The organism is Lentzea sp. NPDC036955, from assembly GCF_055608005.1.
This window is the reverse complement of sequence record NZ_JBVJRC010000005.1, coordinates 59591-82939: the sequence shown is the minus strand read 5'-3', so window position 1 is coordinate 82939 and position 23349 is coordinate 59591. Positions and strand designations below refer to the sequence as shown.

Below are 23349 nucleotides of genomic sequence, written 5' to 3'. Positions count from 1 at the left end.
ACGCAGGTTGCTCCGTGGGCCGGTTCGCCAAGCCCACCGACCATCGAGGGGAAAGAGACCACAACGGATGTCCGTGACCACTCCACATCCGCCCCGGCCGAACCCCGGGATGGCACGGCCGCAGGGTCCGGGGACTCCTGGCCAGCAGGCACCGGCGCCTCCCCGTCCCGTCGGGCGCGTCCGGCGCAGGGCGGCCGGCGTCAGCCTGGGCTCCTTGCCCGTGTCGAACGTAGTCACGATCGAGGTCGGTCTCGCCATCGCACTCCTCGTGCTGACCCTCGTCGGCGTGAAGGACGCTGCGGGCAACCTGAACGTCGTCTCGCTGTCGATCGCGGGCGGCGTGCTGCTGATCGCGCTGGTAGTGGCCTTCACCCGGTCGCGGGGGCGCTGGCTGACCCAGTGGATCGGCGTCCGGCTGCGCTACAGCTTCCGCTCGCACAGCCGCACCGCGAACCGCGAGGCGCAGCAGGAGTCCAAGCCCGGTGACGACGAGATGCAGGTCCTCGGCGCCGAGGACCCGCGCGTCGCGCTGCTGCGCCTGGCGATCCCGGACCTGGTGATCGCCAAGGGCGTCGACCACGAACGCCGCCCGCTCGCGCTGTCGTGGCACGACGGCGTGTGGACGGCGGTGCTGCTCGTCGACCCGACGCCGCCGCTGATCTCCGCCGTCGGCTCCGCCCCGTCGCTGCCCCTCGGCGCGCTGGTGCCGTGCCTGGAGGACCGCGGCGTGGTGCTGGACGCGATCACCGTGCTCTGGCACTGCTACCCCGGCAGCGCGGCGCTCCCGCCGTCGTCGCCCGCGCTCAGCTCGTACATGGAGGTGCTCGGCCCGCTGCCCGCGGCGGCCAGGCGCACCACGTGGATCACGGTCCGGCTCGACCCGCGCCGCTGCGGCGAGGCCATCCGCGAACGCGGCGGCGGCGTCGTCGGCGCGCACCGCGCGTTGATCGGCGCCCTGTCGCGCGTCCGCAACGCGCTGGAGTCCGCCGGTGTGGCGATCCGCCCGCTCGACTCCGACGAGCTGCTGCGCGCGGCGATCTCCTCGGCCGAGCTGACCGCCGCGGTCGGCGGCACCACCCCCGTGTCGTTGCGGGAGAAGTGGTCCGGCGTCACGGCCGGCGGCGTCGGCCACGCGAGCTACGCGATCACCGGCTGGCCGGCGAAGGGCCTCAAGGGCAACCTGAACGCGCTGACCGGTGTGCGCGCTCTCTCGTCGACGCTGGCGATGTCCATCTCGCCGTCGCGCGAGGACGGTCAGGTGTCGCTGCGCGGCCTGGTGCGGGTGAGCGCCAGGACGCCGAGCGAGCTCGACCGCGCCGACGACCAGCTGACGAAGCTGAGCGACAAGCTGGACATCACGCTGACCCCGTTGCGGGGCATGCAGCTCGCGGGTCTCGCCGCGACGCTGCCGCTGGGAGGTGTGGCATGAGCACGTCGACCCGTCTGCTGGACGCCCGCGGCCGCGGCGCGGTGGCACCGGAGTTCCTGGTGTCGCCGTCCATGCTCGACCTGGTCAGCCCGAGCGGTGACCGCGGCGGCATGATGCTCGGCCAGGGCACCAAGGGCGAGCCGCTCACGGTGTCCGTGCTGCGCCCGACCCCGACCCGCATGGTGGTCGTCGGCGGCCTGTACCTGGCCCGCCAGATCGCGCTGCGGGCCATGGCGACCGGTGCGTGGATCATCATCGCGACCGGCCGCCCGCAGGCCTGGCAGCCGGTGGTGCGTGCGGCGGGCCAGGGCCCGGACGGCCGCCCGTCCCAGCTGGTGCAGCTGCGCCGGTTGTCGCCGGCCGACCTGCCCCGCCCGACCGAGGACATGCCGCTGCTCGTCATCCACGACGGCGGCCACGTCCCGCAGGAGCTGTTCCCGCCTCGGGCGGCGTGGCAGACCACGATGTACGTGCTGCCGTACCTGCACCCGCAGGCCTCGTCGACGGCGAACAACGCGGACCTGGTGCTGCTGCAGCGCCTCCCGATGGGCCAGGCGCAGCTCGCCGGGCAGATGTGGCGCCTGCGCCCGCAGATGTTCCAGCAGCTGACCCAGCTGAAGGACGACCAGGTCATCGCGATGGGCCAGGACATGTGGGCGCACCTGCGCCTGTACACCACGCCCACCGAGCAGCAGATCCTCGGAGCGGTCCGCCGCGGCGACTGAGGACCCGACGAACCGCGCCCCCGAACGGTGATCCGTTCGGGGGCGCGGTCGTGCCGGGCCTGATCAGCACTCGAAGCGGCTCTCACCCGAGATCGAGCTCTGCGGGACACCGGCGCCGTCGCGCCACTGGACGAGCGTGCGGTAGGTGTAGTGGCCGGAGCCCGAGCAGTTCCAGGACGCGATCGCGCTGCCGGGACCCCGGTAGTGGGCGCTGGCCTCGATGACCCAGCCCCACGCGCGGAGCCGCTGGAGGAAGACGTCGACACCCTGGGCACAGCTGCCGGAGCCCCTGCCGTGCACCCAGCCCGTCGTCTTGGTGGGGTTGTCGGCGTTGTGGCAGGCCAGGACCCCCGGTGCGGTCGGCACCGCAACCGGCGTGGCACCGGCGGTCGAGGTCGTGAGCGCCAGGGCCGCACCGGTGATCGCAGCCAGCTGAACGAAGCGACGAATCATTGCTGGTTTCTCCTCAGTGATTCAGGGTCACCAAATAGGAACAGCACATCGCGCGCTGTTCATCGTGCGTTGTTCGATTGCGCAATCAAGCCGGGGACGCGCTGACGAGACGACCTGTCACCGCCCGCGAACGCGGTTCACCAGGCAAAACAGGCCACTTCCCGGCCATTCGACATCGATCTTCTCGACGCGCGGAAGCACGATCTGAGCCCCCCAGCCCCATGTTCCGAAACTCCGGGAACAACCCCAGAAGAACTTGTGTTCCCACAACTGAACGTAGAGCACGGGTGAAACATGTTCAACCACACTTGAACGCCCCACGTGACCGCCCGCTCTCCCTGCGTGGCGGCCGTGAGCGTGCGCACCGGCCCGACCTGGACCGACTCCAGGACCGACTCCAGGACCGGCGAGGGCACCGCCGGCCGGGCCGCGCGAGCCGTCCGCTTCCCCAAAGCCGCATTGTTCTGTCCATAGACCCGCTGCACCAACTAATTCACACGGGCGCGAAATCTGTGGAATGGCCGAACGCGTCTTAATCCGTGAAACTTCTTGTGCGCAATCCGTCCACGCCACTAGGAAAAACTTCACCTGCAGGACCAGGCGACGAGGGAGAACGCTGCTATGGGTGAATCGTGGCTCAGACGAGCGGCTGGAATCGGACTGGTTGCGGGCACCGCGCTCGCGTTGACGTCCGTCTCCGCCACCGCTGCGCCCGAGGGGGAGATTCGCAACCTCGGTGCGTCCAACGCGGTCAAGGACAGCTACGTCGTGGTGCTGAAGGACTTCAGCACCACCAGTGTCGAAAGCCTCAGCGCCAAGTACGACGCTCAGGTGAAACACACCTACAAGTCCGCTTTGCGGGGTTTCTCCGCGACGATGTCCGAGTCCCAGGCCAAGCGCCTCGCGGCTGACCCGAGCGTCGCGTACGTCGAGCAGGACGCCGAGGTCCGCATCTCCGACACGCAGACGCCGACCCCGTCGTGGGGCATCGACCGCATCGACCAGCGCGCGCTCCCGCTGGACAACAGTTACACGTACCCGAACGCGGGCTCCGGCGTCACCGCCTACATCATCGACACCGGCATCCGCACCACCCACAGCGACTTCGGCGGCCGCGCCTCCCACGGCCGCGACACCGTCGACAACGACAACGACGCCACCGACTGCAACGGCCACGGCACCCACGTCGCCGGCACGGTCGGCGGCACCCGCTTCGGCGTGGCCAAGGACGTGAAGCTCGTCGCCGTCCGCGTCCTCAACTGCGCGGGCTCCGGCACGTTCGCGGGCGTCATCGCCGGCATCGACTGGGTCACCGCCGACGTGCAGGGCAACCCGGCCCGCAAGCCCGCGGTCGCCAACATGTCCCTCGGCGGCGGCGCGAACCAGACCGTCGACGACGCCGTGAAGCGCTCCATCGCCGCCGGCGTCACCTACGGCCTGGCCGCGGGCAACGACAGCGGCTCCAACGCCTGCAACACCTCCCCGGCCCGCACGCCGGAGGCCATCACGGTCGGCTCCACCGAGCGCACCGACGTCCGTTCGAGCTTCTCGAACATCGGCACGTGCCTCGACATCTTCGCCCCCGGCACCGGCATCACCAGCGCCTGGCTGACCGACGACAACGCCACGAACACCATCTCCGGCACCTCGATGGCGACCCCGCACGTGGTGGGCGCGGCAGCGGTGTTCCTCGGTTCCTCCCCCGCCGCCACGCCGCAGCAGGTCCGCGACGCCCTGGTGGAGAACGCCACCTCCGACGTCGTCACCAACCCCGGCACCGGCTCCCCGAACAAGCTGCTGCACATCACCGGCACCACCCCCGGCAACCCGCCCGGCCAGTGCCCGGCGGTCACCAACGACACCGACACGGCCATCCCCGACGCGGGCTCGGTGACCTCCCCGATCACCATCGCCGGGTGCAACGGCAAGGCCACCGCCACCGCCTCGGTGAAGGTCGCCATCAAGCACACCTACCGCGGTGACCTGGAGCTTGCCCTGGTCACCCCCTCGGGCGCCGTGAAGCTGCTGAAGGTCGCCACCAGCGGTGACAGCGCCGACGACGTCAACGCCACCTACTCCGTCAACGTCTCCACCGAGAACGCCAACGGCACCTGGCACCTGCGGGTCCGCGACGCCTACAGCCAGGACACGGGCCACATCGACTCGTGGACCCTGAAGCTCTGACGCTCATCCCGCTCCCGGAGCCCCCGGTGCACCACCGGGGGCTCCTCCCCTTTGCGCGGGAGGAGGACACGGCCGGTGACAGCTCAGGACAGGGTGCGCACCCGGCGGGTCGCCTCGGCCCGCGCGGCCAGCTCCTCGTCGGCCGGGAAGTCCACCCGAACCAATGACAAGCCGTGCGCCGGCGCCACGGTGACCCCGCTGGCCCGCCCGTGCAGCGACAGCAGCCCACCGGGCCACTCCACCGGCTTCCGCCCCTCCCCGACGGCCAGCAGCGCCCCGATGAGCGACCTGACCATCGAGTGGCAGAAGGCGTCGGCGGACACGAACGCGGTGATCACACCGTCGTTCCCGGCACGGACCAGTTCGAGCCGTTGCAGCTCGCGGATCGTCGTGGCGCCCTCGCGGCGTTTGCAGAACGCGCAGAAGTCGTGCTCCCCCAGCAACAACGTCGCGGCGGCGTTCATCGCGCCGACGTCCAGGGGGCGTGGCCAGGCCAGCGTGTCCAGGCGGCGCAACGGGTGCGCACCGAACGGCGCGTCGGTCACGCGGTACTCGTAGTGGCGGCGCAGGGCCGAGAACCGCGCGTCGAACGCGGCGGGCACGACCCTGGCGGAGAAGACCCGCACGTCCGAAGGCAGCGCACGCGCCAGGCGCTTCGGGAAAGCGGCGACGTCCAGGGACGCGGGCAGGTCGGCGTGGGCGACCTGCCCGGAGGCGTGCACACCGGCGTCGGTGCGGCCCGCGACGGTCAGGACGACGTCCTCGCGCAGCACCATCGACATGGTGTCTTCCAGGACACCGCACACCGTCCGGCGGGAGGGCTGGCGGGCCCAGCCGGAGAACTCGGTGCCGTCGTAACCGAGATCAAGGCGCACACGAACGAGCCCGCCGTCCCCGGAAGCGGGAACGGCGGGCTCGTCAGCGGTCAGACTCAGGACTTGTCCTTGGCGGACTCGTCCTTGGCCTCTTCCGCCTTGACGTCCTCGGCCGACGGCTCGCCGTCAACCTCGACGGCACCCTCAGCGGGCTCCTCGGCGGCGTCCTTGGTGGCGGACTCGGGCGCGTCGGCGTCCTGGTCCTTCACCTCGTCGTCCGCCTCGACGACCGGGGCCTCGGCGGCGGCCGGCTTCTCGTCCTTGGCGAACTTGGTCTTGCGCGCAGCCTCGGCCTCCGTGGAGACGAGCTTCTGCTGCACCAGCTCGATGATGGCCATGGGGGCGTTGTCGCCCTTGCGCGCCAGCGTCTTGGTGATGCGGGTGTAACCACCGGAACGGTCGCTGAAGAACGGACCGATCTCGGCGATCAGCTTGTGCACGACGTCCTTGTCGCGGATCAACTTCATGATCTCGCGGCGGTTGTGCAGGTCGCCGACCTTGGCCTTGCTGATCAGCTTCTCGGCGTACGGACGCAGCCGCTTCGCCTTCGCCTCAGTGGTCTTGATCCGGCCGTGCTCGAACAGCGCCGTCGCCAGGTTGGCGAGCAGCAGCCGCTCGTGTGCCGGGGACCCACCGAGCCGGGGGCCCTTGGTAGGGGTGGGCATCGCTTACTCCTGTACCTGAAAGAGATCCTCTAGCTCTGGTTCAGAGCCTCAGAGCTGCTCGGTCTCCGCGTAGTCCTGGCCGTCGTCGTGGGGGTCCAGGCCTGCGCCGGCACCCCAGCCCGTGTCGGACGGGTGGTAGTCCGACGCGGCGGCGGACGGGTCGAACCCAGGAGGCGAGTCCTTCAGCGCGAGGCCGAGGCCGACGAGCTTCATCTTGACCTCGTCGATCGACTTCGCACCGAAGTTGCGGATGTCCAGCAGGTCCGCTTCGCTGCGCGAAACCAGCTCGCCGACGGTGTGGATGCCTTCCCGCTTGAGGCAGTTGTAGGACCGGACGGTGAGGTCCAGGTCCTCGATCGGCATCGCGAACGCGGCGATGGTGTCGGCCTCGGCCGGCGACGGGCCGATCTCGATGCCCTCGGCGTCGATGTTCAGCTCGCGAGCGAGGCCGAACAGCTCCACCAGGGTCTTGCCCGCGGAGGCAACCGCGTCCCTCGGGGTGATCGAGGGCTTGGTCTCCACGTCGAGGATCAGCTTGTCGAAGTCCGTCCGCTGCTCAACACGCGTCGCCTCGACCTTGTACGTCACCTTGAGAACCGGCGAGTAGATCGAGTCGACGGGGATGCGGCCGATCTCGGCGCCCGCCTGCTTGTTCTGGACAGCCGGGACGTAGCCGCGACCGCGCTCGACGACGAGCTCGATCTCCAGCTTCCCCTTGCCGTTCAGGGTCGCGATGTGCAGGTCGGGGTTGTGCACGGTGACACCGGCCGGAGGCACGATGTCGCCCGCGGTCACCACACCGGGGCCCTGCTTGCGCAGGTACATGGTCACCGGCTCGTCCTCCTCGGACGAGACGACGAGCTCCTTCAGGTTCAGGATGACGTCGGTGACGTCCTCCTTCACCCCGGGAACCGTGGTGAACTCGTGCAGCACGCCGTCGATGCGGATGCTCGTGACAGCAGCACCGGGGATCGACGAGAGCAGCGTGCGGCGGATCGAGTTGCCGAGCGTGTAGCCGAAGCCCGGCTCCAGCGGTTCGATGACGAACCGGGAACGGGTCTCGGAGACCGCTTCCTCGCCGAGCGAGGGGCGCTGGGAAATCAGCACTGGGTTCAACCTTTCTACAACGACGCCCGCTATTTGACGCCGTCACGACGCCGGTGCGGAGACCGGCAAACGCACTCGGCACACCCTTCGCGCCGATGCGGGACCCGACCCGAGCGACCGTCCACGAGGGACAGCCGCCCGGAGAGGATCACTTCGAGTAGAGCTCGACGATGAGCTGCTCGGTGACAGGCGTGTCGATCTGCGCGCGCTCGGGCAGCTGGTGCACGAGGATGCGCAGGTTCGAGGGGACGACCTGCAGCCAAGCCGGGATCGGGCGGTCACCGAAGGACGCGCGAGCAGCCTCGAAGGGCAGCGTCGGCATGGACTTCGGCTTCACGTCGATGATGTCGAACTTCGACACCTGGTAGCTCGGGATGTTCACCTTGTGGCCGTTGACCAGGAAGTGACCGTGAGCGACCAGCTGACGGGCCTGGCGACGCGTGCGGGCGAGGCCCGCGCGGTACACCACGTTGTCGAGGCGGGCCTCGAGGATCTGGAGCAGGTTCTCGCCGGTCTTGCCGGGGCGGCGAACCGCTTCCTTGTAGTAGCGGACGAACTGCCGCTCAAGAACGCCGTAGGTGTAGCGAGCCTTCTGCTTCTCCTGGAGCTGCAGCAGGTACTCGGACTCCTTGACCCGGCCGCGGCCGTGCTGGCCGGGCGGGTACGGACGGCGCTCGAAGGCCTGGTCCCCACCAACGAGGTCGACCTTCAGGCGACGCGAGATGCGCGTCGCGGGTCCCGTGTAACGAGCCATTAGTTCTTACTCCTCCCCGTGCCTCAGACCCGGCGCCGCTTGGGCGGGCGGCAGCCGTTGTGGGGCTGCGGGGTCACGTCCTGGATGGTGCCGACCTCGAGACCGGCGGCCTGCAGCGAACGGATCGCGGTCTCACGGCCGGAGCCGGGACCCTTGACGAACACGTCCACCTTGCGCATGCCGTGCTCTGCGGCCTTGCGGGCGGCGTTCTCGGCAGCCATCTGCGCCGCGAACGGCGTGGACTTGCGAGAACCCTTGAAGCCGACGTGGCCGGCGGACGCCCACGAGATCACGTTGCCCATCGGGTCCGTGATGGACACGATGGTGTTGTTGAACGTGCTCTTGATGTGCGCCTGGCCGTGCGAGACGTTCTTCTTTTCCTTGCGCCGGATCTTCTTGACCCCGGCGCCCGTGCGGGACTTCGGTGGCAAAGCAAACTCCTAAGTTGAGGGCAGCAGACCCGAGGTCTTACTTCTTGCCGGCCTTCTTCTTGCCGGCCACGGTCTTCTTCGGACCCTTGCGGGTACGAGCGTTCGTCTTGGTGCGCTGCCCGCGAACGGGCAGGCCGCGACGGTGCCGAAGACCCGCGTAGCAGCCGATCTCCATCTTGCGACGGATGTCGGCCGCGACCTCGCGACGGAGGTCACCCTCGACCTTGAAGTTGTTCTCGATGTAGTCCCGCAGGGTGGCGACGTCGTCGTCCGTCAGATCCTTCACCCGGAGGTCGGGCGAGATCGACGTGGCGGCCAGCACCTCCTTGGAACGGGTGCGGCCGATGCCGAAGATGTAGGTGAGCGCGATCTCCATCCGCTTTTCGCGGGGGAGGTCGACGCCAGCGAGTCGTGCCATGTGGCGGTTAACTCCTGTCGATTACTTCCAGGTCTGCTCCTCGCCCAGTTCCGGCGACTGACTCGCTGTGTCGTTCCGGCTGCTCTCACAGCCGGTGTCCCGGCCCCGGCCTGGAATCCGGGGGTGTCCGCACGCTTGAAGCCCTGCGTGCGGCAGGTGCGAGGAGTTTCTCGTTACTGCGTCATCGAAGGTCTCGACGAGCGCGTGGTGGAGCTGCTCAGCCCTGGCGCTGCTTGTGGCGCAGGTTCTCGCAGATCACCATGACCCGGCCGTGACGGCGGATCACCTTGCACTTGTCGCAGATCTTCTTGACGCTCGGCTGGACCTTCACGCCTGAAGTCTCCTGCTATTGGAGGTCACTTGTAGCGGTAGACGATGCGCCCGCGGGACAGGTCGTAGGGCGAGAGCTCCACGACAACCCGGTCCTCAGGGAGGATGCGGATGTAGTGCTGACGCATCTTGCCGCTGATGTGCGCGAGTACCTTGTGACCGTTCTCCAACTCGACGCGGAACATCGCGTTGGGGAGCGGCTCGACTACGCGGCCCTCGACCTCAATGGCCCCGTCCTTCTTGCCCATGTCCTCCGCGTTTCGTGACGGTGATAATAACCTTTGGACGCGTTTCGGCCCGGCTCGATCTCACCTTGAAGGGCACGACAGAACCGGCGCTACGGGTGCGCCACCTGACCAGTGTACGCAGTTCACCCCGGCAACCCAAATCGGGCCCCGTGCGCCCCGCTGAACAGTGCCGCGCCGCCTGTGCGCGGTGTCGCTGGAACACCGCTGAGCTGCGTCGACGAGCGCGGGACCGGAGCTCAGGTCCGACGGCGGCCCGCTCGCCACTCGGGGCGCGACAACGGCACGGCCCCCGCCTCGCGTGGAGACGGGGGCCGTGCCGGAGACGTTCGTGGTGCTGCCGGGTCACTTCTCGGGCGCGGTGAGCACCCAGGGGCCGTCCTCGGTGATGGCGACCGAGTGCTCCCAGTGCGCGGCCCGCGTCCCGTCGAGCGTGACGACGGTCCAGCCGTCGTCCAGCTCCTGGGAGTCGTCGGAGCCGAGCGTGAGCATCGGTTCGATCGCGATGGCCATGCCGACCTTCAGGCGCGGGCCCTTGCCGGGCTTGCCGTAGTTCGGCAGGAACGGGTCCATGTGCATCTTGGTGCCGATGCCGTGGCCGCCGTAGTCCGCGACGATGCCGTACTCGATGCCGTCGCGCTCACCGGACTCGATCGCCGAGGACTCGATGGCGAACGAGATGTCGGTGAGCTTCCCGCCGGGCACCGCGGCCTCGATGCCCGCGAGCATCGACAGCCTGGTCGCCTCGGAGAGCCGGTGGTCGGCCGGCGAGAGCTCGCCGACGCCCACGGTGACCGCCGAGTCGCCGTGCCAGCCGTCGAGGATGGCACCGCAGTCGATGGAGATGAGGTCGCCCTCGGCCAGCACCTGCTTGCTGCTGGGGATGCCGTGGACGATCTGCTCGTTCACGGAGGCGCAGATGCTCGCGGGGAACCCGTGGTAGCCCTTGAACGACGGGACGGCGCCGGCGTCGCGGATCGTCTGCTCCGCGATCTCGTCGAGCTCCTGCGTGGAGACACCGACCTTGACCGCGTCGACGACGTTGCGCAGGGCCCTGGCCACGACCAGGCCGGAGGCGCGCATGGCCTCCAGCTGGCCGCGGGTCTTGATCTCGATCATGCGTTCACTGCCTGGGGAAACTAGAGACCGGAGTCGGTCGAGCAGTCCACCGGTCACTTCTCGCCGCGCAGCGCGTGCAGCGCAGCGAGGGCCCGCTCACTGATTTCGTCGATCTCACCGACGGCGTCGATGGTGATGACCTTGTCCGCGTAGTAGTCGAGCAGCGGCGCGGTCTCGTTGCGGTACACCTGCTGCCGGTGCCGGATGACCTCTTCCTTGTCGTCCGTGCGCCCGCGCGCCAGCAACCGCTCCACCACGACGTCCTCGTCGACCCGGAACTCCAGCACCGCGTCGAGCCCGTGTCCGTCGACCGAGAGGAACTCAGCGAGCTTGTCGGCCTGCGCCACGTTGCGCGGGAACCCGTCGAGCAGGAACCCGTCCGTGGCGTCGGACTCGGCCAAGCGCTTGCGCACCATCTCGTTCGTGATGCTGTCCGGTACGAGAGCGCCCTCGTCGAGGATGCTCTGCACCTCCAGCCCGAGCTCGGTCTGGTTGCTGATGTGTGACCGGAAGAGGTCGCCCGTCGAGATGTGCGGCACGCCGAGCTTGGTGCTCAGCACCTCGGCCTGAGTGCCCTTGCCCGCACCCGGCGGGCCAACGAGAACAAGTCGCACTAGCGGAGGAACCCTTCGTAATTGCGCTGCATGAGCTGGCTCTCGATCTGCTTCACGGTGTCGAGACCGACACCGACCATGATCAGAACCGCGGTACCGCCGAACGGGAAGTTCTGGTTCTGGCCCTCGCTGGTGATGTCGAGGAACAGGTTCGGCAGGATCGCCACGATGCCGAGGTAGAGCGAACCGGGCAGCGTGATGCGGCCCAGGACGAACTTGAGGTACTCGGCGGTCGGGCGACCGGGACGGATGCCGGGGATGAAGCCACCGAACTTCTTCATCTCGTCAGCGCGCTCGTCCGGGTTGAACGTGATGCCGACGTAGAAGTAGGTGAAGAAGACGATCAGCAGGAAGTACGCGCTGATGTGCACCCAGCTCGACTGCTTGACCAGGTAGGTCTGCACGAACGTGGTGAACCAGTTGGGCTCACCCGTGGAGTTCGTGAGGCGGACGATCAGGTCCGGCAGGTAGAGCAGCGACGAGGCGAAGATGACCGGGATGACGCCGGCCTGGTTCACCTTCAACGGAAGGTAGGTCGAGGTGCCGCCGTACATGCGGCGACCGATCATGCGCTTGGCGTACTGCACCGGAATGCGGCGCTGCGCCTGCTCGACGTAGATGACGCTCGCGATGATGATCAGAGCGGCGATGATGACGAGGACGAAGGTGATCCGCGACTGGTCCTTGTCCCAGATGTTCTTGCCCTCGGCCGGGATGCGGGCGGCGATGCCGGTGAAGATCAGCAACGACATGCCGTTGCCGATGCCCTTCTCGGTGATCAGCTCACCCAGCCACATGATGACCGAGGTACCGGCCGTCATCGTGATGACCAGCACGATCAGCGTGAAGATGCTGTCCTTGCCGGGGATGACGTCCTGGTCGCACTCACCGAACAGCTGCCCGCGCACCGCCAGCGCCACCAGACCGGTGGACTGCAGGATCGCCAGCCCGATCGTGAGGTAGCGGGTGTACTGCGTGAGCTTGCCCTGCCCGGCCTGCCCTTCCTTCTTCAGCTGCTCGAACCGCGGGATGACCACGGTGAGCAGCTGGATGATGATGCTCGCGGTGATGTAGGGCATGATCCCCAGCGCGAACACCGACAGGTTGAGCAACGCACCACCGCTGAACAGGTTGATCAGCGAGTAGATGTTCTGGCCTTCGAGCTGCTCGGCACACGCCCGCACGTTCTTGAAGGACACGCCCGGCGCGGGCATGGTCGCACCAAGCCGGTACACAATGATGATCCCGAGCGTGAAGAGGATCTTCTTGCGTAGATCCGGCGTCGCGAGAGCCGAGCGGAATGCGCCGAGCACGCGAACCTCCTGAGCGTTGCCGACCCCCAGGGACCGGCGCATGCGGTAGATGGCAGGGCCGAGGTAGGTAGCCACGACCAAGCAACCCGGAGGACATCCGGGTTCAGCCCGCAACACTAACAGCCCCCCACCACCTGGTCGTACCCAGTGGCCAATCACAGGTTCAACTCGGTTGATCTCTGCCCGGTCCACTGGTCCTTTCGGGGTACCGAACCCGGACAATCCGTGCTACCAGCAGCCAGAACAGACCCGGCGGAACGTCCACACCACTCTTCGTGTTCCCTCCGATCGGGCGGAAAGTTCAGCTGTTCGCAGAACCCCGCACGCGCGCCGAATCGCGCCGCACCGCGTCGCGCTGCCGAGCCGCACCGCACCACGGTCGGGTTGCACCACGGTCGGGCCGCGGAGTCGCGCCGCAGCACGATCGGGCCGCACCGGCCCAGCCGACGCCGAAGGCGAGGCGTCAAGGCCCTCCGCGAGCGGTTCCGCGCCGACGTCGCCGTCACCGCCACCGCGCTCGCGGCCACGTCCCCCGGAAACGCCGAAGGGCCCCGGGGCAACGCCCCGAGGCCCTTCGGACAGTCCCGCGGATCAGGCGACCGTGGTCGTCCCACCCGCAGCAGCGATCTTCTCCACAGCGGTCTTGGAGAACTTGTTCGCGGTGATGTCGAGCTTGACGCTGACCTCACCGTCACCCAGCACCTTGACGAGCGAGCCCTTGCGGACCAGCCCGGCCAGCACCAGCGCGGCGACGTCGACCGAACCGCCCTCGGGGAACGAGGCAGCGATGTCGGAGACGTTCACGACCTGGTACTCGGTGCGGAACGGGTTCTTGAAGCCCTTCATCTTGGGCAGCCGCATCTGGAGCGGCATCTGGCCACCTTCGAAGCGCGGCGAGACGTTCTTGCGAGCGCCCGTGCCCTTCGTACCGCGGCCGGCGGTCTTGCCCTTGGAGCCCTCACCACGACCGACGCGGGTCTTGGCGGTCTTGGCCCCGGGGGCAGGACGCAGGTCGTGAATCTTGATGGTCACGACTGGACCTCCTCAACAACCACCAGGTGGCGCACGGCGTGGATCAGGCCGAGCACCTGGGGGGTGTCCTCACGCACGACCGACTGGCGGATCTTGCGCAGCCCGAGGGTGCGCATCGACTCGCGGTGGTTGTGCTTGGTACCGATGGTGCTGCGAACCTGCGTGATCTTCAGCTGAGCCATGATCACACCCCCTGGCCCGCGCGAGCGCGGATCATGCCGGCGGGGGCGACGTCCTCGAGGGGCAGGCCACGACGGGCCGCGACCTCTTCGGGACGCTGCAGGCCCTTGAGGGCCGCCACGGTCGCGTGCACGATGTTGATCGCGTTGTCGGAGCCGAGCGACTTCGACAGCACGTCGTGCACGCCGGCGCACTCGAGGACGGCGCGGACGGCGCCACCCGCGATGACACCGGTACCGGCCGAGGCCGGACGCAGCAGGACCACACCGGCGGCCTTCTCACCCTGCACCGGGTGCGGGATGGTGCCGGCGATGCGAGGCACGCGGAAGAAGTTCTTCTTCGCTTCCTCGACACCCTTGGCGATGGCCGCGGGAACTTCCTTGGCCTTGCCGTAGCCGACGCCGACCATGCCGTCGCCGTCGCCCACCACCACGAGGGCGGTGAAGCTGAAGCGACGACCACCCTTGACCACCTTGGACACGCGGTTGATCGCAACCACGCGCTCGAGGTGCGGGGTCTTCTCCTGGGCCGCGCCGCCGCGGCCGCCGTCACGACGGTCGCGGCGCTCTCCGCGCTCGCCCCCGCCGCCTTCGCGACGCGTACGTCCTGGCATCAGGCGTCCCTCTCAATTCCAGTGATGATCATTGTCAGAACTCCAGCCCCGCCTCGCGAGCGGCATCCGCCAGAGCAGCGATCCGGCCGTGGTACGCGTTGCCGCCGCGGTCGAACACGACCGCCGTGACACCGGCGTCCTTGGCACGGGCCGCGGCCAGCTGGCCGACCTTGGCCGCGCGGGCCTTCTTGTCGCCCTCCAGGGCACGGACGTCGGCCTCCATGGAGGAAGCGGACGCGACCGTGTGGCCCTTCAGGTCGTCGATGATCTGCACGGTGATGTGCTTCGACGAACGGTGCACGACCAGGCGCGGGCGCTCGGCCGTTCCGTTGACCTTCTTGCGGAGGCGGAAGTGGCGACGGGCCTTGGCAACACGACGCCTGGTGGAGATGTCCTTGCCCACCGGCTTGCGCTTCGTAACAGTCGACTCGCTCATGTCACTTACCCGTCTTTCCGACCTTGCGACGGATCTTCTCGCCCGAGTAGCGGACGCCCTTGCCCTTGTACGGGTCGGGCTTGCGCAGCTTGCGGATGTTGGCGGCGACCTCACCGACCAGCTGCTTGTCGATACCCGAGACGGAGAAGCGGGTCGGGGTCTCCACCGCGAAGGTGATGCCCGCGGGGGCCTCGACCTTGACGGGGTGGGAGTAACCGAGCGCGAACTCGAGCTCAGAGCCCTTGAGCGCGACGCGGTAACCGACGCCGTGGATTTCCATCTTCTTTTCGTAACCCTGGGTCACACCGACGACCATGTTGTGCACCAGCGTGCGCGACAAGCCGTGGAGCGCGCGGTTGCGGCGCTCGTCGTTCGGGCGCTTGACCTCGAGAGTGCCGTCCTCAGCCTTCTCCAGGCTGATCGGCTCAGCGATCGTCAGCGTCAGGGTGCCCTTGGGGCCCTTGATGCTCACGTCCTGACCGGCGATGTTCACGTCGACCCCGGAGGGGACAATGATCGGCTGCTTACCGATGCGCGACATGTCTACTCCCCCTTACCAAACGTAGGCGAGGACTTCTCCGCCCACGCCTGCCTTGTTGGCCTGGCGGTCGGTCATGAGACCACCAGAGGTCGAAATGATCGCCACACCGAGGCCACCGAGAACTCGGGGCAGACCGGTGGACTTCGCGTACACGCGCAGGCCGGGCTTCGACACGCGGCGGAGGCCGGCGATGCTGCGCTCCCGGTTCGGGCCGTACTTCAGCTCGACGACGAGGTTCTTCGCGACCTCGCCCTCCTCGTCGCGGTACGAGGCGATGTAGCCCTCGCGCTTGAGGATCTCGGCGATGTTGGCCTTCAGCTTCGAGTGCGGCATCACGACCTTGTCGTGGTAAGCCGAGTTCGCGTTGCGCAGACGAGTGAGCATGTCTGCGATCGGGTCGGTCATCGTCATGGTGACCTGGTCAACCTTTCTCGCTGCGGTTCACCGCTCGGGGTCCAGACCTGGCCCCCGTGAAGGGGCCAGGACGGTCGCGTGCGGGCCTACAGCGAAGTAATGGTGCTCTGAATTACCAGCTGGACTTGCTCACGCCAGGCAGCTCACCGCGGTGAGCCATCTCGCGCAGGCAGATCCGGCAGAGGCCGAACTTGCGGAACACCGCGTGGGGGCGGCCGCAACGCTGGCACCGGGTGTAGCCCCGGACCTTGAACTTCGGCTTCTTCGCGGCCTTGTTGATCAACGCCTTCTTGGCCATCGACTCAGTTCTCCTTGAACGGGAAGCCCAGGAGCTTCAGCAGCGCCCGGCCCTCCTCGTCGTTCGTGGCGGTGGTGACGACGGTGATGTCCATGCCGCGGGGACGGTCGATCGAGTCGGGGTCGATCTCGTGGAACATCGACTGCTCGTTCAGACCGAACGTGTAGTTGCCGTTGCCGTCGAACTGCTTGCCCGAGAGTCCGCGGAAGTCGCGGATGCGCGGGAGAGCGATCGTCAGCAGGCGGTCGAGGAACTCCCACATGCGGTCGCCGCGCAGCGTGACGCGCGCGCCGATCGGCATGCCCTCGCGCAGCTTGAACTGCGCGATGGACTTGCGGGCCCGACGGATCTCGGGACGCTGGCCGGTGATGATCGACAGGTCCTTGACGGCACCGTCGATCAGCTTGCCGTCACGGGCGGCGTCGCCGACACCCATGTTGACGACGACCTTGACGACGCCGGGGATCTGCATCACGTTGGCGAAGGAGAACTGCTTCTGCAGCTCGCCCTTGACCTCGTCGCGGTAGCGCGTCTTGAGCCGCGGGATGATCTTCTCTGCGGTAGTCATGATCAGATGTCCTTCCCGTTACGACGGGAAATGCGGACCCGCTTGCCCTCGTCGTTCGTACGGTAACCAACGCGGGTCGGCTTGCCGTCCGAGTCGACCACCATCACGTTGGAGACGTTGATCGGGGCTTCCTGGGTCACGATGCCACCCGACTGCGCGCCCCGCTGGGTCTGCGTGATCTTGGTGTGCTTCTTGATCCGGTTGACGCCCTCGACCAGGACCTTGCCGGTCTCCGGGTAGGCCTGGATGACCTTGCCCTTCGCGCCCTTGTCCTTGCCGGCGATTACGACGACCGTGTCGCCCTTCTTCACCTTCATGGTCAGAGCACCTCCGGAGCCAGCGAGATGATCTTCATGAACCTCTTGTCGCGCAGCTCGCGGCCGACCGGGCCGAAGATGCGGGTACCGCGCGGCTCGTTGTCGTTCTTGATGAGCACGGCGGCGTTCTCGTCGAAGCGGATGTACGAGCCATCCGCGCGACGGCGCTCCTTGACGGTGCGGACGATGACGGCCTTGACGACGTCACCCTTCTTCACGCCGGCACCGGGGATCGCGTCCTTGACGGTCGCGACGATGATGTCGCCGATGCCCGCGTAGCGGCGGCCCGAACCACCGAGAACACGGATGCAAAGGATCTCCTTCGCACCGGTGTTGTCGGCGACACGAAGCCGCGACTCCTGCTGAATCACTTACCTGCTCCTGACCATTCCTGGCCCGCCGGATTTCCGACCCGACGGGCTCGGTCTGTCTAGAAAGGACTTACTTGGCCTTCTCGAGGATCTCGACGAGCCGCCAGCGCTTGGTCGCCGACAGAGGCCGGGTCTCCATGAGCAGGACGCGGTCGCCGACGCCCGCCGCGTTCTCCTCGTCGTGCACCTTCACCTTGGTGGTGGAGCGCATGATCTTGGAGTAACGCGGGTGCTTCTTGCGGTCCTCGAGCGCCACGACGATCGTCTTGTCCATCTTGTCGGACACGACGAGGCCCTCGCGGACCTTGCGGTCGTTGCGCTTCTCGGTCTGGACTTCGTTGCTTTCGGTCATGCCGCACCCTCACCAGTGGAATCCGGCGTGACGGAGAGCCCGAGCTCCCGCTCCCGCATCACGGTGTAGATCCGGGCGATCTCGTGCCGGACCGTGCGCAGCCGCCGGTTGTTGTCGAGCTGGCCCGTGGCCATCTGGAAGCGAAGGTTGAAGAGCTCTTCCTTCGACTCCTTCAGACGCAGCACGAGCTCTTCCTCGGTGAGCTCACGCAGCTCAGAAGCGGTGGTACCCGCTGCCATCAGAACTCACCACCCTCACGCGTAACGATGCGGCACTTCATCGGGAGCTTGTGGATCGCGCGGCGAAGAGCCTCGCGGGCCACCTGCTCGTTCGGGAAGGCCATCTCGAAGAGGACGCGACCCGGCTTGACGTTGGCCACCCACCACTCCGGCGAACCCTTACCGGAACCCATGCGGGTCTCGGCCGGCTTCTTCGTCAGCGGACGGTCCGGGAAGATGTTGATCCAGACCTTGCCGCCACGACGGATGTGGCGCGTGATGGCGATACGAGCGGACTCGATCTGCCTGTTGGTGACGTAGGCCGGCTCGAGAGCCTGGATGCCGTACTCACCGAAGGTGACCTTCGTGCCGCCCTTGGCAGCACCCGACCGCTTGGGGTGGTGCTGCTTGCGGTGCTTGACCCTACGAGGGATGAGCATGACTCAGCTCTCCGTCTTCTCTGCAGCAGCCGGGGCCTCGGCCGACGCCGTGGCGTCAGCTGCGGCACGGCCGGCCTCGGTGCTCGTCGCGGTGGTGCCGCTGGCACCCGAGCGACGGGCCCGGTTCGGACGCTCGCCGCGGTCGCGGCGCGGGGCGCGGTCGGCTCCCTGAGCCGGGGCCGCGTCGAGCGCGCGCTTGGCCGAGATGCCACCGACGATGTCGCCCTTGTAGATCCACACCTTCACGCCGATGCGGCCGAACGTGGTGCGGGCCTCGAAGAAGCCGTAGTCGATGTTGGCGCGGAGCGTGTGCAGCGGCACGCGGCCGTCGCGGTAGTGCTCCGAGCGGGACATCTCGGCGCCGCCGAGGCGACCGCCGCACTGCACGCGGATGCCCTTGACCTGCGGCGAACGCATGGCCGACTGGATGGCCTTGCGCATCGCGCGCCGGAAGGCGACGCGGTTGGACAGCTGCTCGGCGACACCCTGTGCCACGAGCTGCGCGTCCGACTCGGGGCTCTTGACCTCGAGGATGTTCAGCTGGACCTGCTTCTTGGTGAGCTTCTCCAGCTCACCGCGGATGCGGTCCGCCTCGGCACCGCGGCGGCCGATGACGATGCCCGGCCGGGCGGTGTGGATGTCGACGCGCACCCGGTCACGGGTCCGCTCGATCTCCACCTTGGAGATGCCGGCACGCTCCATGCCCTTGCCGAGCAGGCGGCGGATCTTGACGTCCTCCGCCACGTACTCGGCGTACTGCTTGTCGGCGTACCAGCGGGACTTCCAGTCGGTGGTGATCCCCAGCCGGAAGCCGTGCGGGTTGATCTTCTGGCCCACTACCGGGTTCCCTTCGCGCTGGTCTTCTTCGGACGCGACTCCACCTCGATGGTGATGTGCGACGTCCGCTTGCGGATCCGGTACGCGCGGCCCTGGGCACGCGGGCGGAAACGCTTGAGGGTCGGACCCTCGTCCACGTAGGCCACCGACACCCAGAGGGTGGACGGGTCCAGGGACAGGTTGTTCTCGGCGTTGGCCATGGCGCTGGCGAGCACCTTCGCGACCGGCTCAGAGGCGGCCTGGGGCGCGAACTGGAGCACGGCCAGGGCCTCGCTGGCGTTACGACCCTTGATGAGCTCGATGACGCGACGCACCTTCATGGGGGTGTCGCGAACGTAACGAGCCCGAGCCACGGCGCGCGGAAACTCCTGCGCCTCAGCGTCCTTACGGGCGTTCATCGCTGCTTTTCCCTTGCTCTTCTCAGTTCGGCGCCTAGCGGCGACGAGACTTCCGGTCGTCCTTGATGTGGCCCTTGAAGGTCCGGGTCGGGGCGAACTCGCCCAGCTTGTGCCCGACCATGGCCTCGGTCACGAACACCGGGACGTGCTTGCGGCCGTCGTGCACCGCGATGGTGTGACCCAGCATGTCCGGGATGATCGTGGACCGGCGGGACCACGTCTTGATGACGGTCTTCTTGCCCGCTTCGTTCTGAACGTCCACCTTCTTGAGCAGGTGGTCGTCGACGAAGGGACCCTTCTTAAGGCTGCGAGGCATCCTTCACTCCCTCCCTGCTCAGCGCTTCTTACCGGTGCGACGACGCCGGACGATGAGCTTGTCGCTTGGCTTGCGGCGGCGGGTACGACCCTCGGGCTTACCAGCCGGGTTGACCGGGTGGCGACCACCGGAGGTCTTGCCCTCACCACCACCGTGCGGGTGGTCGACCGGGTTCATCGCGACACCGCGGACGGTGGGCTTCTTGCCCTTCCACCGCATGCGGCCGGCCTTGCCCCAGTTGATGTTCTGGTGGTCCTTGTTGCCGACCTCGCCGAGCGTGGCGCGGCAGCGCACGTCCACGTTGCGGATCTCACCCGAGGGGAGGCGCAGCTGGGCGTACGGACCGTCCTTGGCCACGAGCTGGACCGAGGCACCGGCCGAGCGCGCCATCTTCGCGCCGCCGCCGGGGCGGAGCTCGATCGCGTGGATCACGGAACCGACCGGGATGTTGCGCAGCGGCAGGTTGTTGCCCGGCTTGATGTCGGCCTTGGGGCCGTTCTCAACCGTGTCACCCTGCTTGAGCTTCTCCGGGGCGATGATGTAGCGCTTCTCGCCGTCGGCGTAGTGCAGAAGCGCGATGCGGGCGGTGCGGTTGGGGTCGTACTCGATGTGAGCGACCTTGGCCGGGATGCCGTCCTTGTCGTTGCGGCGGAAGTCGATCAGGCGGTAAGCCCGCTTGTGACCGCCACCCTTGTGCCGCGTGGTGATCTTGCCCGAGGCGTTGCGGCCACCCAGCTTGTGCAGCGGGCGGATCAGCGACTTCTCCGGAGTCGACCGAGTGATCTCGGCGAAGTCGGAGACGCTCGCACCGCGACGACCGGGAGTCGTCGGCTTGTACTTGCGAATGCCCATCTCTACGCAGTCCTCGTCATCAGGCGGCAGGGCCGCCGAAGATCTCGATCGCCTTGCTGTCAGCCGACAGCGTCACGATCGCGCGCTTCGTGTCCTTGCGCTTGCCGAACCCGGTGCGGGTGCGCTTGCGCTTGCCCTGCCGGTTGATGGTGTTGACGCTGACGACCTTCACGCCGAAGACCTTCTCCACGGCGATCTTGATCTGGGTCTTGTTCGAACCCGGCGCCACCAGGAAGGTGTACTTGTTCTCCTCGAGCAGTCCGTAGGACTTCTCGGAGATCACCGGCGCGAGCAAGATGTCCCTGTGGTCGGGGATCACTTCGAGGCCTCCTCGTCCACCACGGTCGCCGTGGCCTCAGCCGAGCCAGAACCCGACTGGGCCTTGCTGGCGAGGAACACGTCGAGCGAGTCCTTGGTGAACACCACGTCGTCGTTGACGAGCACGTCGTAGGTGTTGAGCTGGTCGGGCGCGATCACGTGCACGTGCTGCAGGTTGCGCACGCTGACCCACGAGACCTCGTCGGTGCGGTTGAGCACCACGAGGACGCGACGGGCCTGGGTGACCGACTCCAGGACCTTGCGCGCGGACTTGGTCGACGGGGTGTCCCCGTCCACCAGGCCGGACACGACGTGCACCTGGTTGGCGCGGGCCCGGTCGGAGAGGGCACCGCGCAGAGCGGCGGCCTTCATCTTCTTGGGCGTCCGCTGCGAGTAGTCGCGCGGCTGCGGGCCGTGGACGACGCCACCGCCGGCGAACTGCGGCGCACGCGTCGAACCCTGGCGGGCACGACCGGTGCCCTTCTGGCGGTACGGCTTCTTGCCACCACCGGACACCTCGCCGCGGGTCTTCGTCGAGTGCGTGCCCTGGCGCGCGGCGGCCTGCTGGGCCACGACGACCTGGTGCAGCAGCGCGACGTTCGCCTGCGCGTCGAAAACAGCCGAGGGGAGCTCGACCGTGCCGGCGGACTTGCCGTCCGGCGTACGGATCTCAACCGTCGACATCAGGCACCACCCTTCGCAGCAGTCTTGACGAACACCAGACCGCCCTTGGGACCGGGAACCGCGCCCTTGATGAGCAGCAGGCCGTTCTCCACGTCGATCTTGTGCACCTTCAGGTTCTGGGTCGTCACGCGCTCGTGGCCCATGCGGCCGGCCATGCGCAGACCCTTGAAGACGCGACCCGGGGTGGCGCAGCCGCCGATGGAACCCGGCGAGCGGTGCTTGCGCTGGGTGCCGTGGCTGGAGCCGAGACCCCGGAAGTTGTGGCGCTTCATGACACCCGCGGTGCCCTTGCCCTTGCTGGTGCCGGTGATGTCGACAACAGCGCCGGCCTCGAACACCTCAGCGGTGATCTCCTGGCCGACCGTGTACTCGCCGGCGTCCGCCGTGCGCAGCTCCACCAGGTGGCGACGGGGCGTGACCCCGGCCTTGGCGAAGTGGCCCGCGACGGGCTTGTTGACCTTGCGCGGGTCGATCGCGCCGGCCGCCAGCTGGACGGCGGTGTAGCCGTCCTTCTCTTCGGTGCGAACCTGGGTCACGACATTGGGCTCAGCCTTGACGACGGTCACCGGGACGACCCGGTTGTTCTCGTCGAAGACCTGAGTCATGCCGAGCTTGGTGCCCAGGATGCCCTTCATCTGCCTGTCAGACATTGGTCCGTTACTCTCCGCGCCCAACGCTTACTGGATGTTGACGTCGACGCTGGCCGGCAGGTCGATGCGCATGAGCGCGTCAACCGTCTTCGGCGTCGGGTCGAGGATGTCGATCAGCCGCTTGTGCGTGCGCATCTCGAAGTGCTCGCGCGAGTCCTTGTACTTGTGCGGCGAGCGGATGACGCAGTACACGTTCTTCTCAGTGGGCAGCGGCACGGGCCCGACAACCCGAGCGCCGGTGCGCGTCACGGTCTCAACGATCTTGCGCGCAGACGCGTCGATCGCCTCGTGGTCGTAGGCCTTGAGCCGGATGCGGATCTTTTGTCCCGCCATGATGGCTTGCCGTTCCTCTGCTTCTCGTAACCGCTGCGGTGCGGTGCCTCGGATGAGGCCTGTTACAGCCTCTTGGCGCGCTCCGCCCCTGTTGAAGTGTCATGGTGCCCGGTCCACGCGGTCGGGCGTGTCGCGCCCGGTACGCATACCGGTCCCACGCAAGGTCTCCCCGGTGGGATTGGGCCTACCACAGCCCATGCACCCTGATGCCCATCTCCGCAAGGAGGCGTTCACTAACAGGGCGCGGACGCTCGGTCGAAGGAGATGGGCACGCACGGATGCGACCCGGCCTTCGTCGAGCAACCCGTAAAGGATGCCACACGGTCGCGGGGCACTCCAAATCGGGGTGGGTCAGTTGGAGGCAGATCACGTGCGGATCTTGTCCGACGAGCCGCCCGATCGGTCGCGTGTGGACCGACGAGCGAAACGGACCCGTTGCCCGGCAACGAGATCCCCGCGGCGGATCTACCTCGCGCGCCGCGAAACATTTCCGGCGTGAGCTGTCGCACACGCCTGGTC

36 protein-coding genes are annotated in these 23349 nt (G+C 67.7%); 3 read left to right on the top strand and 33 right to left on the bottom strand.

Translation table 11 applies throughout. The features are described from left to right. Positions 1-220 precede the first annotated feature (220 nt). Both eccE and ACZ7CF_RS17665 read left to right on the top strand, forming a co-directional pair. Positions 221-1429, top strand: a complete 1209-nt coding sequence (eccE, locus tag ACZ7CF_RS17670; RefSeq protein WP_360395753.1) for a type VII secretion protein EccE — start codon at positions 221-223, stop codon at positions 1427-1429. Beyond that, positions 1426-2154 (top strand): hypothetical protein, encoded by a 729-nt coding sequence (locus ACZ7CF_RS17665; RefSeq protein WP_360395751.1) that lies wholly within the window; start codon positions 1426-1428, stop codon positions 2152-2154. Before eccE ends, ACZ7CF_RS17665 begins: the two co-directional genes overlap by 4 nt. A gap of 63 nt (positions 2155-2217) precedes the next feature. Here the strand turns inward: ACZ7CF_RS17665 and ACZ7CF_RS17660 are convergent, their stop codons facing one another. Then, positions 2218-2607, bottom strand: coding sequence for a hypothetical protein (locus tag ACZ7CF_RS17660; RefSeq protein WP_470370027.1), 390 nt, complete (start codon positions 2605-2607; stop codon positions 2218-2220). A 621-nt stretch (positions 2608-3228) separates the two neighbouring features. Between ACZ7CF_RS17660 and ACZ7CF_RS17655 the strand changes: the two genes are divergently transcribed. Then, complete coding sequence (locus ACZ7CF_RS17655) at positions 3229-4791, top strand: S8 family peptidase (RefSeq protein WP_360395748.1); 1563 nt, start codon at positions 3229-3231, stop codon at positions 4789-4791. An 83-nt stretch (positions 4792-4874) separates the two neighbouring features. Here ACZ7CF_RS17655 and truA read toward each other — a convergent pair whose 3' ends face one another. The 32 genes from truA to rpsJ all read right to left on the bottom strand — a co-directional run bounded on the left by truA (position 4875) and on the right by rpsJ (position 22830). After that, entirely contained in the window at positions 4875-5666 is a 792-nt protein-coding gene (gene truA, locus ACZ7CF_RS17650; RefSeq protein WP_360395747.1) for a tRNA pseudouridine(38-40) synthase TruA, read from the bottom strand. 56 nt (positions 5667-5722) lie between these two features. Beyond that, the gene (gene rplQ, locus ACZ7CF_RS17645) at positions 5723-6331 is read right to left on the bottom strand and encodes a 50S ribosomal protein L17 (RefSeq protein ID WP_360395745.1); all 609 of its coding nucleotides are present in this window, start codon (positions 6329-6331) and stop codon (positions 5723-5725) included. A 48-nt stretch (positions 6332-6379) separates the two neighbouring features. Further along, positions 6380-7438: a DNA-directed RNA polymerase subunit alpha gene (locus ACZ7CF_RS17640; RefSeq protein ID WP_053733132.1), complete on the bottom strand. Its 1059-nt coding sequence runs from the start codon at positions 7436-7438 to the stop codon at positions 6380-6382. 148 nt (positions 7439-7586) lie between these two features. Continuing rightward, on the bottom strand, positions 7587-8192 hold the full coding sequence (rpsD, locus tag ACZ7CF_RS17635) for a 30S ribosomal protein S4 (protein ID WP_089915251.1): 606 nt from the start codon (positions 8190-8192) through the stop codon (positions 7587-7589). Between the two features lie 23 nt (positions 8193-8215). Next, positions 8216-8623 carry a 30S ribosomal protein S11 gene (gene rpsK / locus ACZ7CF_RS17630; RefSeq protein WP_086669042.1) on the bottom strand — a complete coding sequence of 136 codons (408 nt, stop codon included), beginning with the start codon at positions 8621-8623 and terminating at the stop codon, positions 8216-8218. A gap of 37 nt (positions 8624-8660) precedes the next feature. After that, entirely contained in the window at positions 8661-9041 is a 381-nt protein-coding gene (gene rpsM / locus ACZ7CF_RS17625) for a 30S ribosomal protein S13 (RefSeq protein ID WP_053733134.1), read from the bottom strand. Positions 9042-9258: 217 nt separating this feature from the next. After that, positions 9259-9372, bottom strand: coding sequence for a 50S ribosomal protein L36 (gene rpmJ / locus ACZ7CF_RS17620; protein ID WP_010148647.1), 114 nt, complete (start codon positions 9370-9372; stop codon positions 9259-9261). A gap of 25 nt (positions 9373-9397) precedes the next feature. Next, positions 9398-9619 carry a translation initiation factor IF-1 gene (gene infA, locus ACZ7CF_RS17615; RefSeq protein WP_005166804.1) on the bottom strand — a complete coding sequence of 74 codons (222 nt, stop codon included), beginning with the start codon at positions 9617-9619 and terminating at the stop codon, positions 9398-9400. Positions 9620-9961: 342 nt separating this feature from the next. Beyond that, positions 9962-10735 (bottom strand): type I methionyl aminopeptidase, encoded by a 774-nt coding sequence (gene map, locus ACZ7CF_RS17610; RefSeq protein ID WP_360395744.1) that lies wholly within the window; start codon positions 10733-10735, stop codon positions 9962-9964. Positions 10736-10788: 53 nt separating this feature from the next. Continuing rightward, the gene (locus ACZ7CF_RS17605) at positions 10789-11349 is read right to left on the bottom strand and encodes an adenylate kinase (RefSeq protein WP_360395742.1); all 561 of its coding nucleotides are present in this window, start codon (positions 11347-11349) and stop codon (positions 10789-10791) included. Beyond that, positions 11349-12662 (bottom strand): preprotein translocase subunit SecY, encoded by a 1314-nt coding sequence (gene secY, locus ACZ7CF_RS17600; RefSeq protein ID WP_360396061.1) that lies wholly within the window; start codon positions 12660-12662, stop codon positions 11349-11351. The genes ACZ7CF_RS17605 and secY overlap by 1 nt, the downstream gene beginning before the upstream one ends. A gap of 591 nt (positions 12663-13253) precedes the next feature. Beyond that, positions 13254-13694, bottom strand: a complete 441-nt coding sequence (gene rplO, locus ACZ7CF_RS17595) for a 50S ribosomal protein L15 (protein WP_360395741.1) — start codon at positions 13692-13694, stop codon at positions 13254-13256. Then, positions 13691-13876, bottom strand: coding sequence for a 50S ribosomal protein L30 (gene rpmD / locus ACZ7CF_RS17590; RefSeq protein WP_045309828.1), 186 nt, complete (start codon positions 13874-13876; stop codon positions 13691-13693). The genes rplO and rpmD overlap by 4 nt, the downstream gene beginning before the upstream one ends. A gap of 2 nt (positions 13877-13878) precedes the next feature. After that, positions 13879-14487 carry a 30S ribosomal protein S5 gene (gene rpsE, locus ACZ7CF_RS17585; RefSeq protein ID WP_030473451.1) on the bottom strand — a complete coding sequence of 203 codons (609 nt, stop codon included), beginning with the start codon at positions 14485-14487 and terminating at the stop codon, positions 13879-13881. A gap of 34 nt (positions 14488-14521) precedes the next feature. Continuing rightward, complete coding sequence (gene rplR, locus ACZ7CF_RS17580; protein WP_360395738.1) at positions 14522-14923, bottom strand: 50S ribosomal protein L18; 402 nt, start codon at positions 14921-14923, stop codon at positions 14522-14524. A 1-nt stretch (position 14924) separates the two neighbouring features. Further along, the gene (rplF, locus tag ACZ7CF_RS17575) at positions 14925-15464 is read right to left on the bottom strand and encodes a 50S ribosomal protein L6 (protein WP_090094708.1); all 540 of its coding nucleotides are present in this window, start codon (positions 15462-15464) and stop codon (positions 14925-14927) included. A 12-nt stretch (positions 15465-15476) separates the two neighbouring features. Continuing rightward, a complete protein-coding gene (rpsH, locus tag ACZ7CF_RS17570; protein WP_030473454.1) occupies positions 15477-15875 on the bottom strand; it encodes a 30S ribosomal protein S8 in 399 nt (132 codons plus the stop codon). 115 nt (positions 15876-15990) lie between these two features. Beyond that, a complete protein-coding gene (locus ACZ7CF_RS17565; RefSeq protein WP_030473455.1) occupies positions 15991-16176 on the bottom strand; it encodes a type Z 30S ribosomal protein S14 in 186 nt (61 codons plus the stop codon). A gap of 4 nt (positions 16177-16180) precedes the next feature. Continuing rightward, positions 16181-16744 (bottom strand): 50S ribosomal protein L5, encoded by a 564-nt coding sequence (rplE, locus tag ACZ7CF_RS17560; RefSeq protein WP_360395736.1) that lies wholly within the window; start codon positions 16742-16744, stop codon positions 16181-16183. Between the two features lie 2 nt (positions 16745-16746). After that, positions 16747-17061 (bottom strand): 50S ribosomal protein L24, encoded by a 315-nt coding sequence (gene rplX, locus ACZ7CF_RS17555; RefSeq protein ID WP_045309812.1) that lies wholly within the window; start codon positions 17059-17061, stop codon positions 16747-16749. Positions 17062-17063: 2 nt separating this feature from the next. Next, positions 17064-17432 (bottom strand): 50S ribosomal protein L14, encoded by a 369-nt coding sequence (gene rplN, locus ACZ7CF_RS17550; RefSeq protein WP_089915281.1) that lies wholly within the window; start codon positions 17430-17432, stop codon positions 17064-17066. A gap of 70 nt (positions 17433-17502) precedes the next feature. Continuing rightward, positions 17503-17784 (bottom strand): 30S ribosomal protein S17, encoded by a 282-nt coding sequence (rpsQ, locus tag ACZ7CF_RS17545; RefSeq protein ID WP_089949051.1) that lies wholly within the window; start codon positions 17782-17784, stop codon positions 17503-17505. After that, entirely contained in the window at positions 17781-18023 is a 243-nt protein-coding gene (rpmC, locus tag ACZ7CF_RS17540; protein ID WP_053733144.1) for a 50S ribosomal protein L29, read from the bottom strand. Before rpmC ends, rpsQ begins: the two co-directional genes overlap by 4 nt. Continuing rightward, positions 18023-18442: a 50S ribosomal protein L16 gene (rplP, locus tag ACZ7CF_RS17535; RefSeq protein ID WP_030473461.1), complete on the bottom strand. Its 420-nt coding sequence runs from the start codon at positions 18440-18442 to the stop codon at positions 18023-18025. The genes rpmC and rplP overlap by 1 nt, the downstream gene beginning before the upstream one ends. Positions 18443-18445: 3 nt before the next feature. Continuing rightward, positions 18446-19279, bottom strand: coding sequence for a 30S ribosomal protein S3 (gene rpsC, locus ACZ7CF_RS17530; protein ID WP_360395734.1), 834 nt, complete (start codon positions 19277-19279; stop codon positions 18446-18448). After that, positions 19279-19677 (bottom strand): 50S ribosomal protein L22, encoded by a 399-nt coding sequence (rplV, locus tag ACZ7CF_RS17525; protein WP_285643061.1) that lies wholly within the window; start codon positions 19675-19677, stop codon positions 19279-19281. The genes rpsC and rplV overlap by 1 nt, the downstream gene beginning before the upstream one ends. A gap of 34 nt (positions 19678-19711) precedes the next feature. Further along, a complete protein-coding gene (rpsS, locus tag ACZ7CF_RS17520) occupies positions 19712-19993 on the bottom strand; it encodes a 30S ribosomal protein S19 (protein ID WP_030478300.1) in 282 nt (93 codons plus the stop codon). Positions 19994-20011: 18 nt separating this feature from the next. Further along, positions 20012-20845 (bottom strand): 50S ribosomal protein L2, encoded by an 834-nt coding sequence (rplB, locus tag ACZ7CF_RS17515; RefSeq protein WP_065915973.1) that lies wholly within the window; start codon positions 20843-20845, stop codon positions 20012-20014. A gap of 19 nt (positions 20846-20864) precedes the next feature. Next, positions 20865-21164, bottom strand: a complete 300-nt coding sequence (gene rplW / locus ACZ7CF_RS17510) for a 50S ribosomal protein L23 (RefSeq protein ID WP_065915972.1) — start codon at positions 21162-21164, stop codon at positions 20865-20867. Further along, positions 21161-21847 (bottom strand): 50S ribosomal protein L4, encoded by a 687-nt coding sequence (rplD, locus tag ACZ7CF_RS17505; RefSeq protein WP_360395732.1) that lies wholly within the window; start codon positions 21845-21847, stop codon positions 21161-21163. The genes rplW and rplD overlap by 4 nt, the downstream gene beginning before the upstream one ends. After that, positions 21847-22497 carry a 50S ribosomal protein L3 gene (rplC, locus tag ACZ7CF_RS17500; RefSeq protein WP_360395731.1) on the bottom strand — a complete coding sequence of 217 codons (651 nt, stop codon included), beginning with the start codon at positions 22495-22497 and terminating at the stop codon, positions 21847-21849. Before rplC ends, rplD begins: the two co-directional genes overlap by 1 nt. 27 nt (positions 22498-22524) lie before the next feature. Next, a complete protein-coding gene (rpsJ, locus tag ACZ7CF_RS17495) occupies positions 22525-22830 on the bottom strand; it encodes a 30S ribosomal protein S10 (RefSeq protein WP_003938093.1) in 306 nt (101 codons plus the stop codon). Positions 22831-23349: the final 519 nt, after the last annotated feature.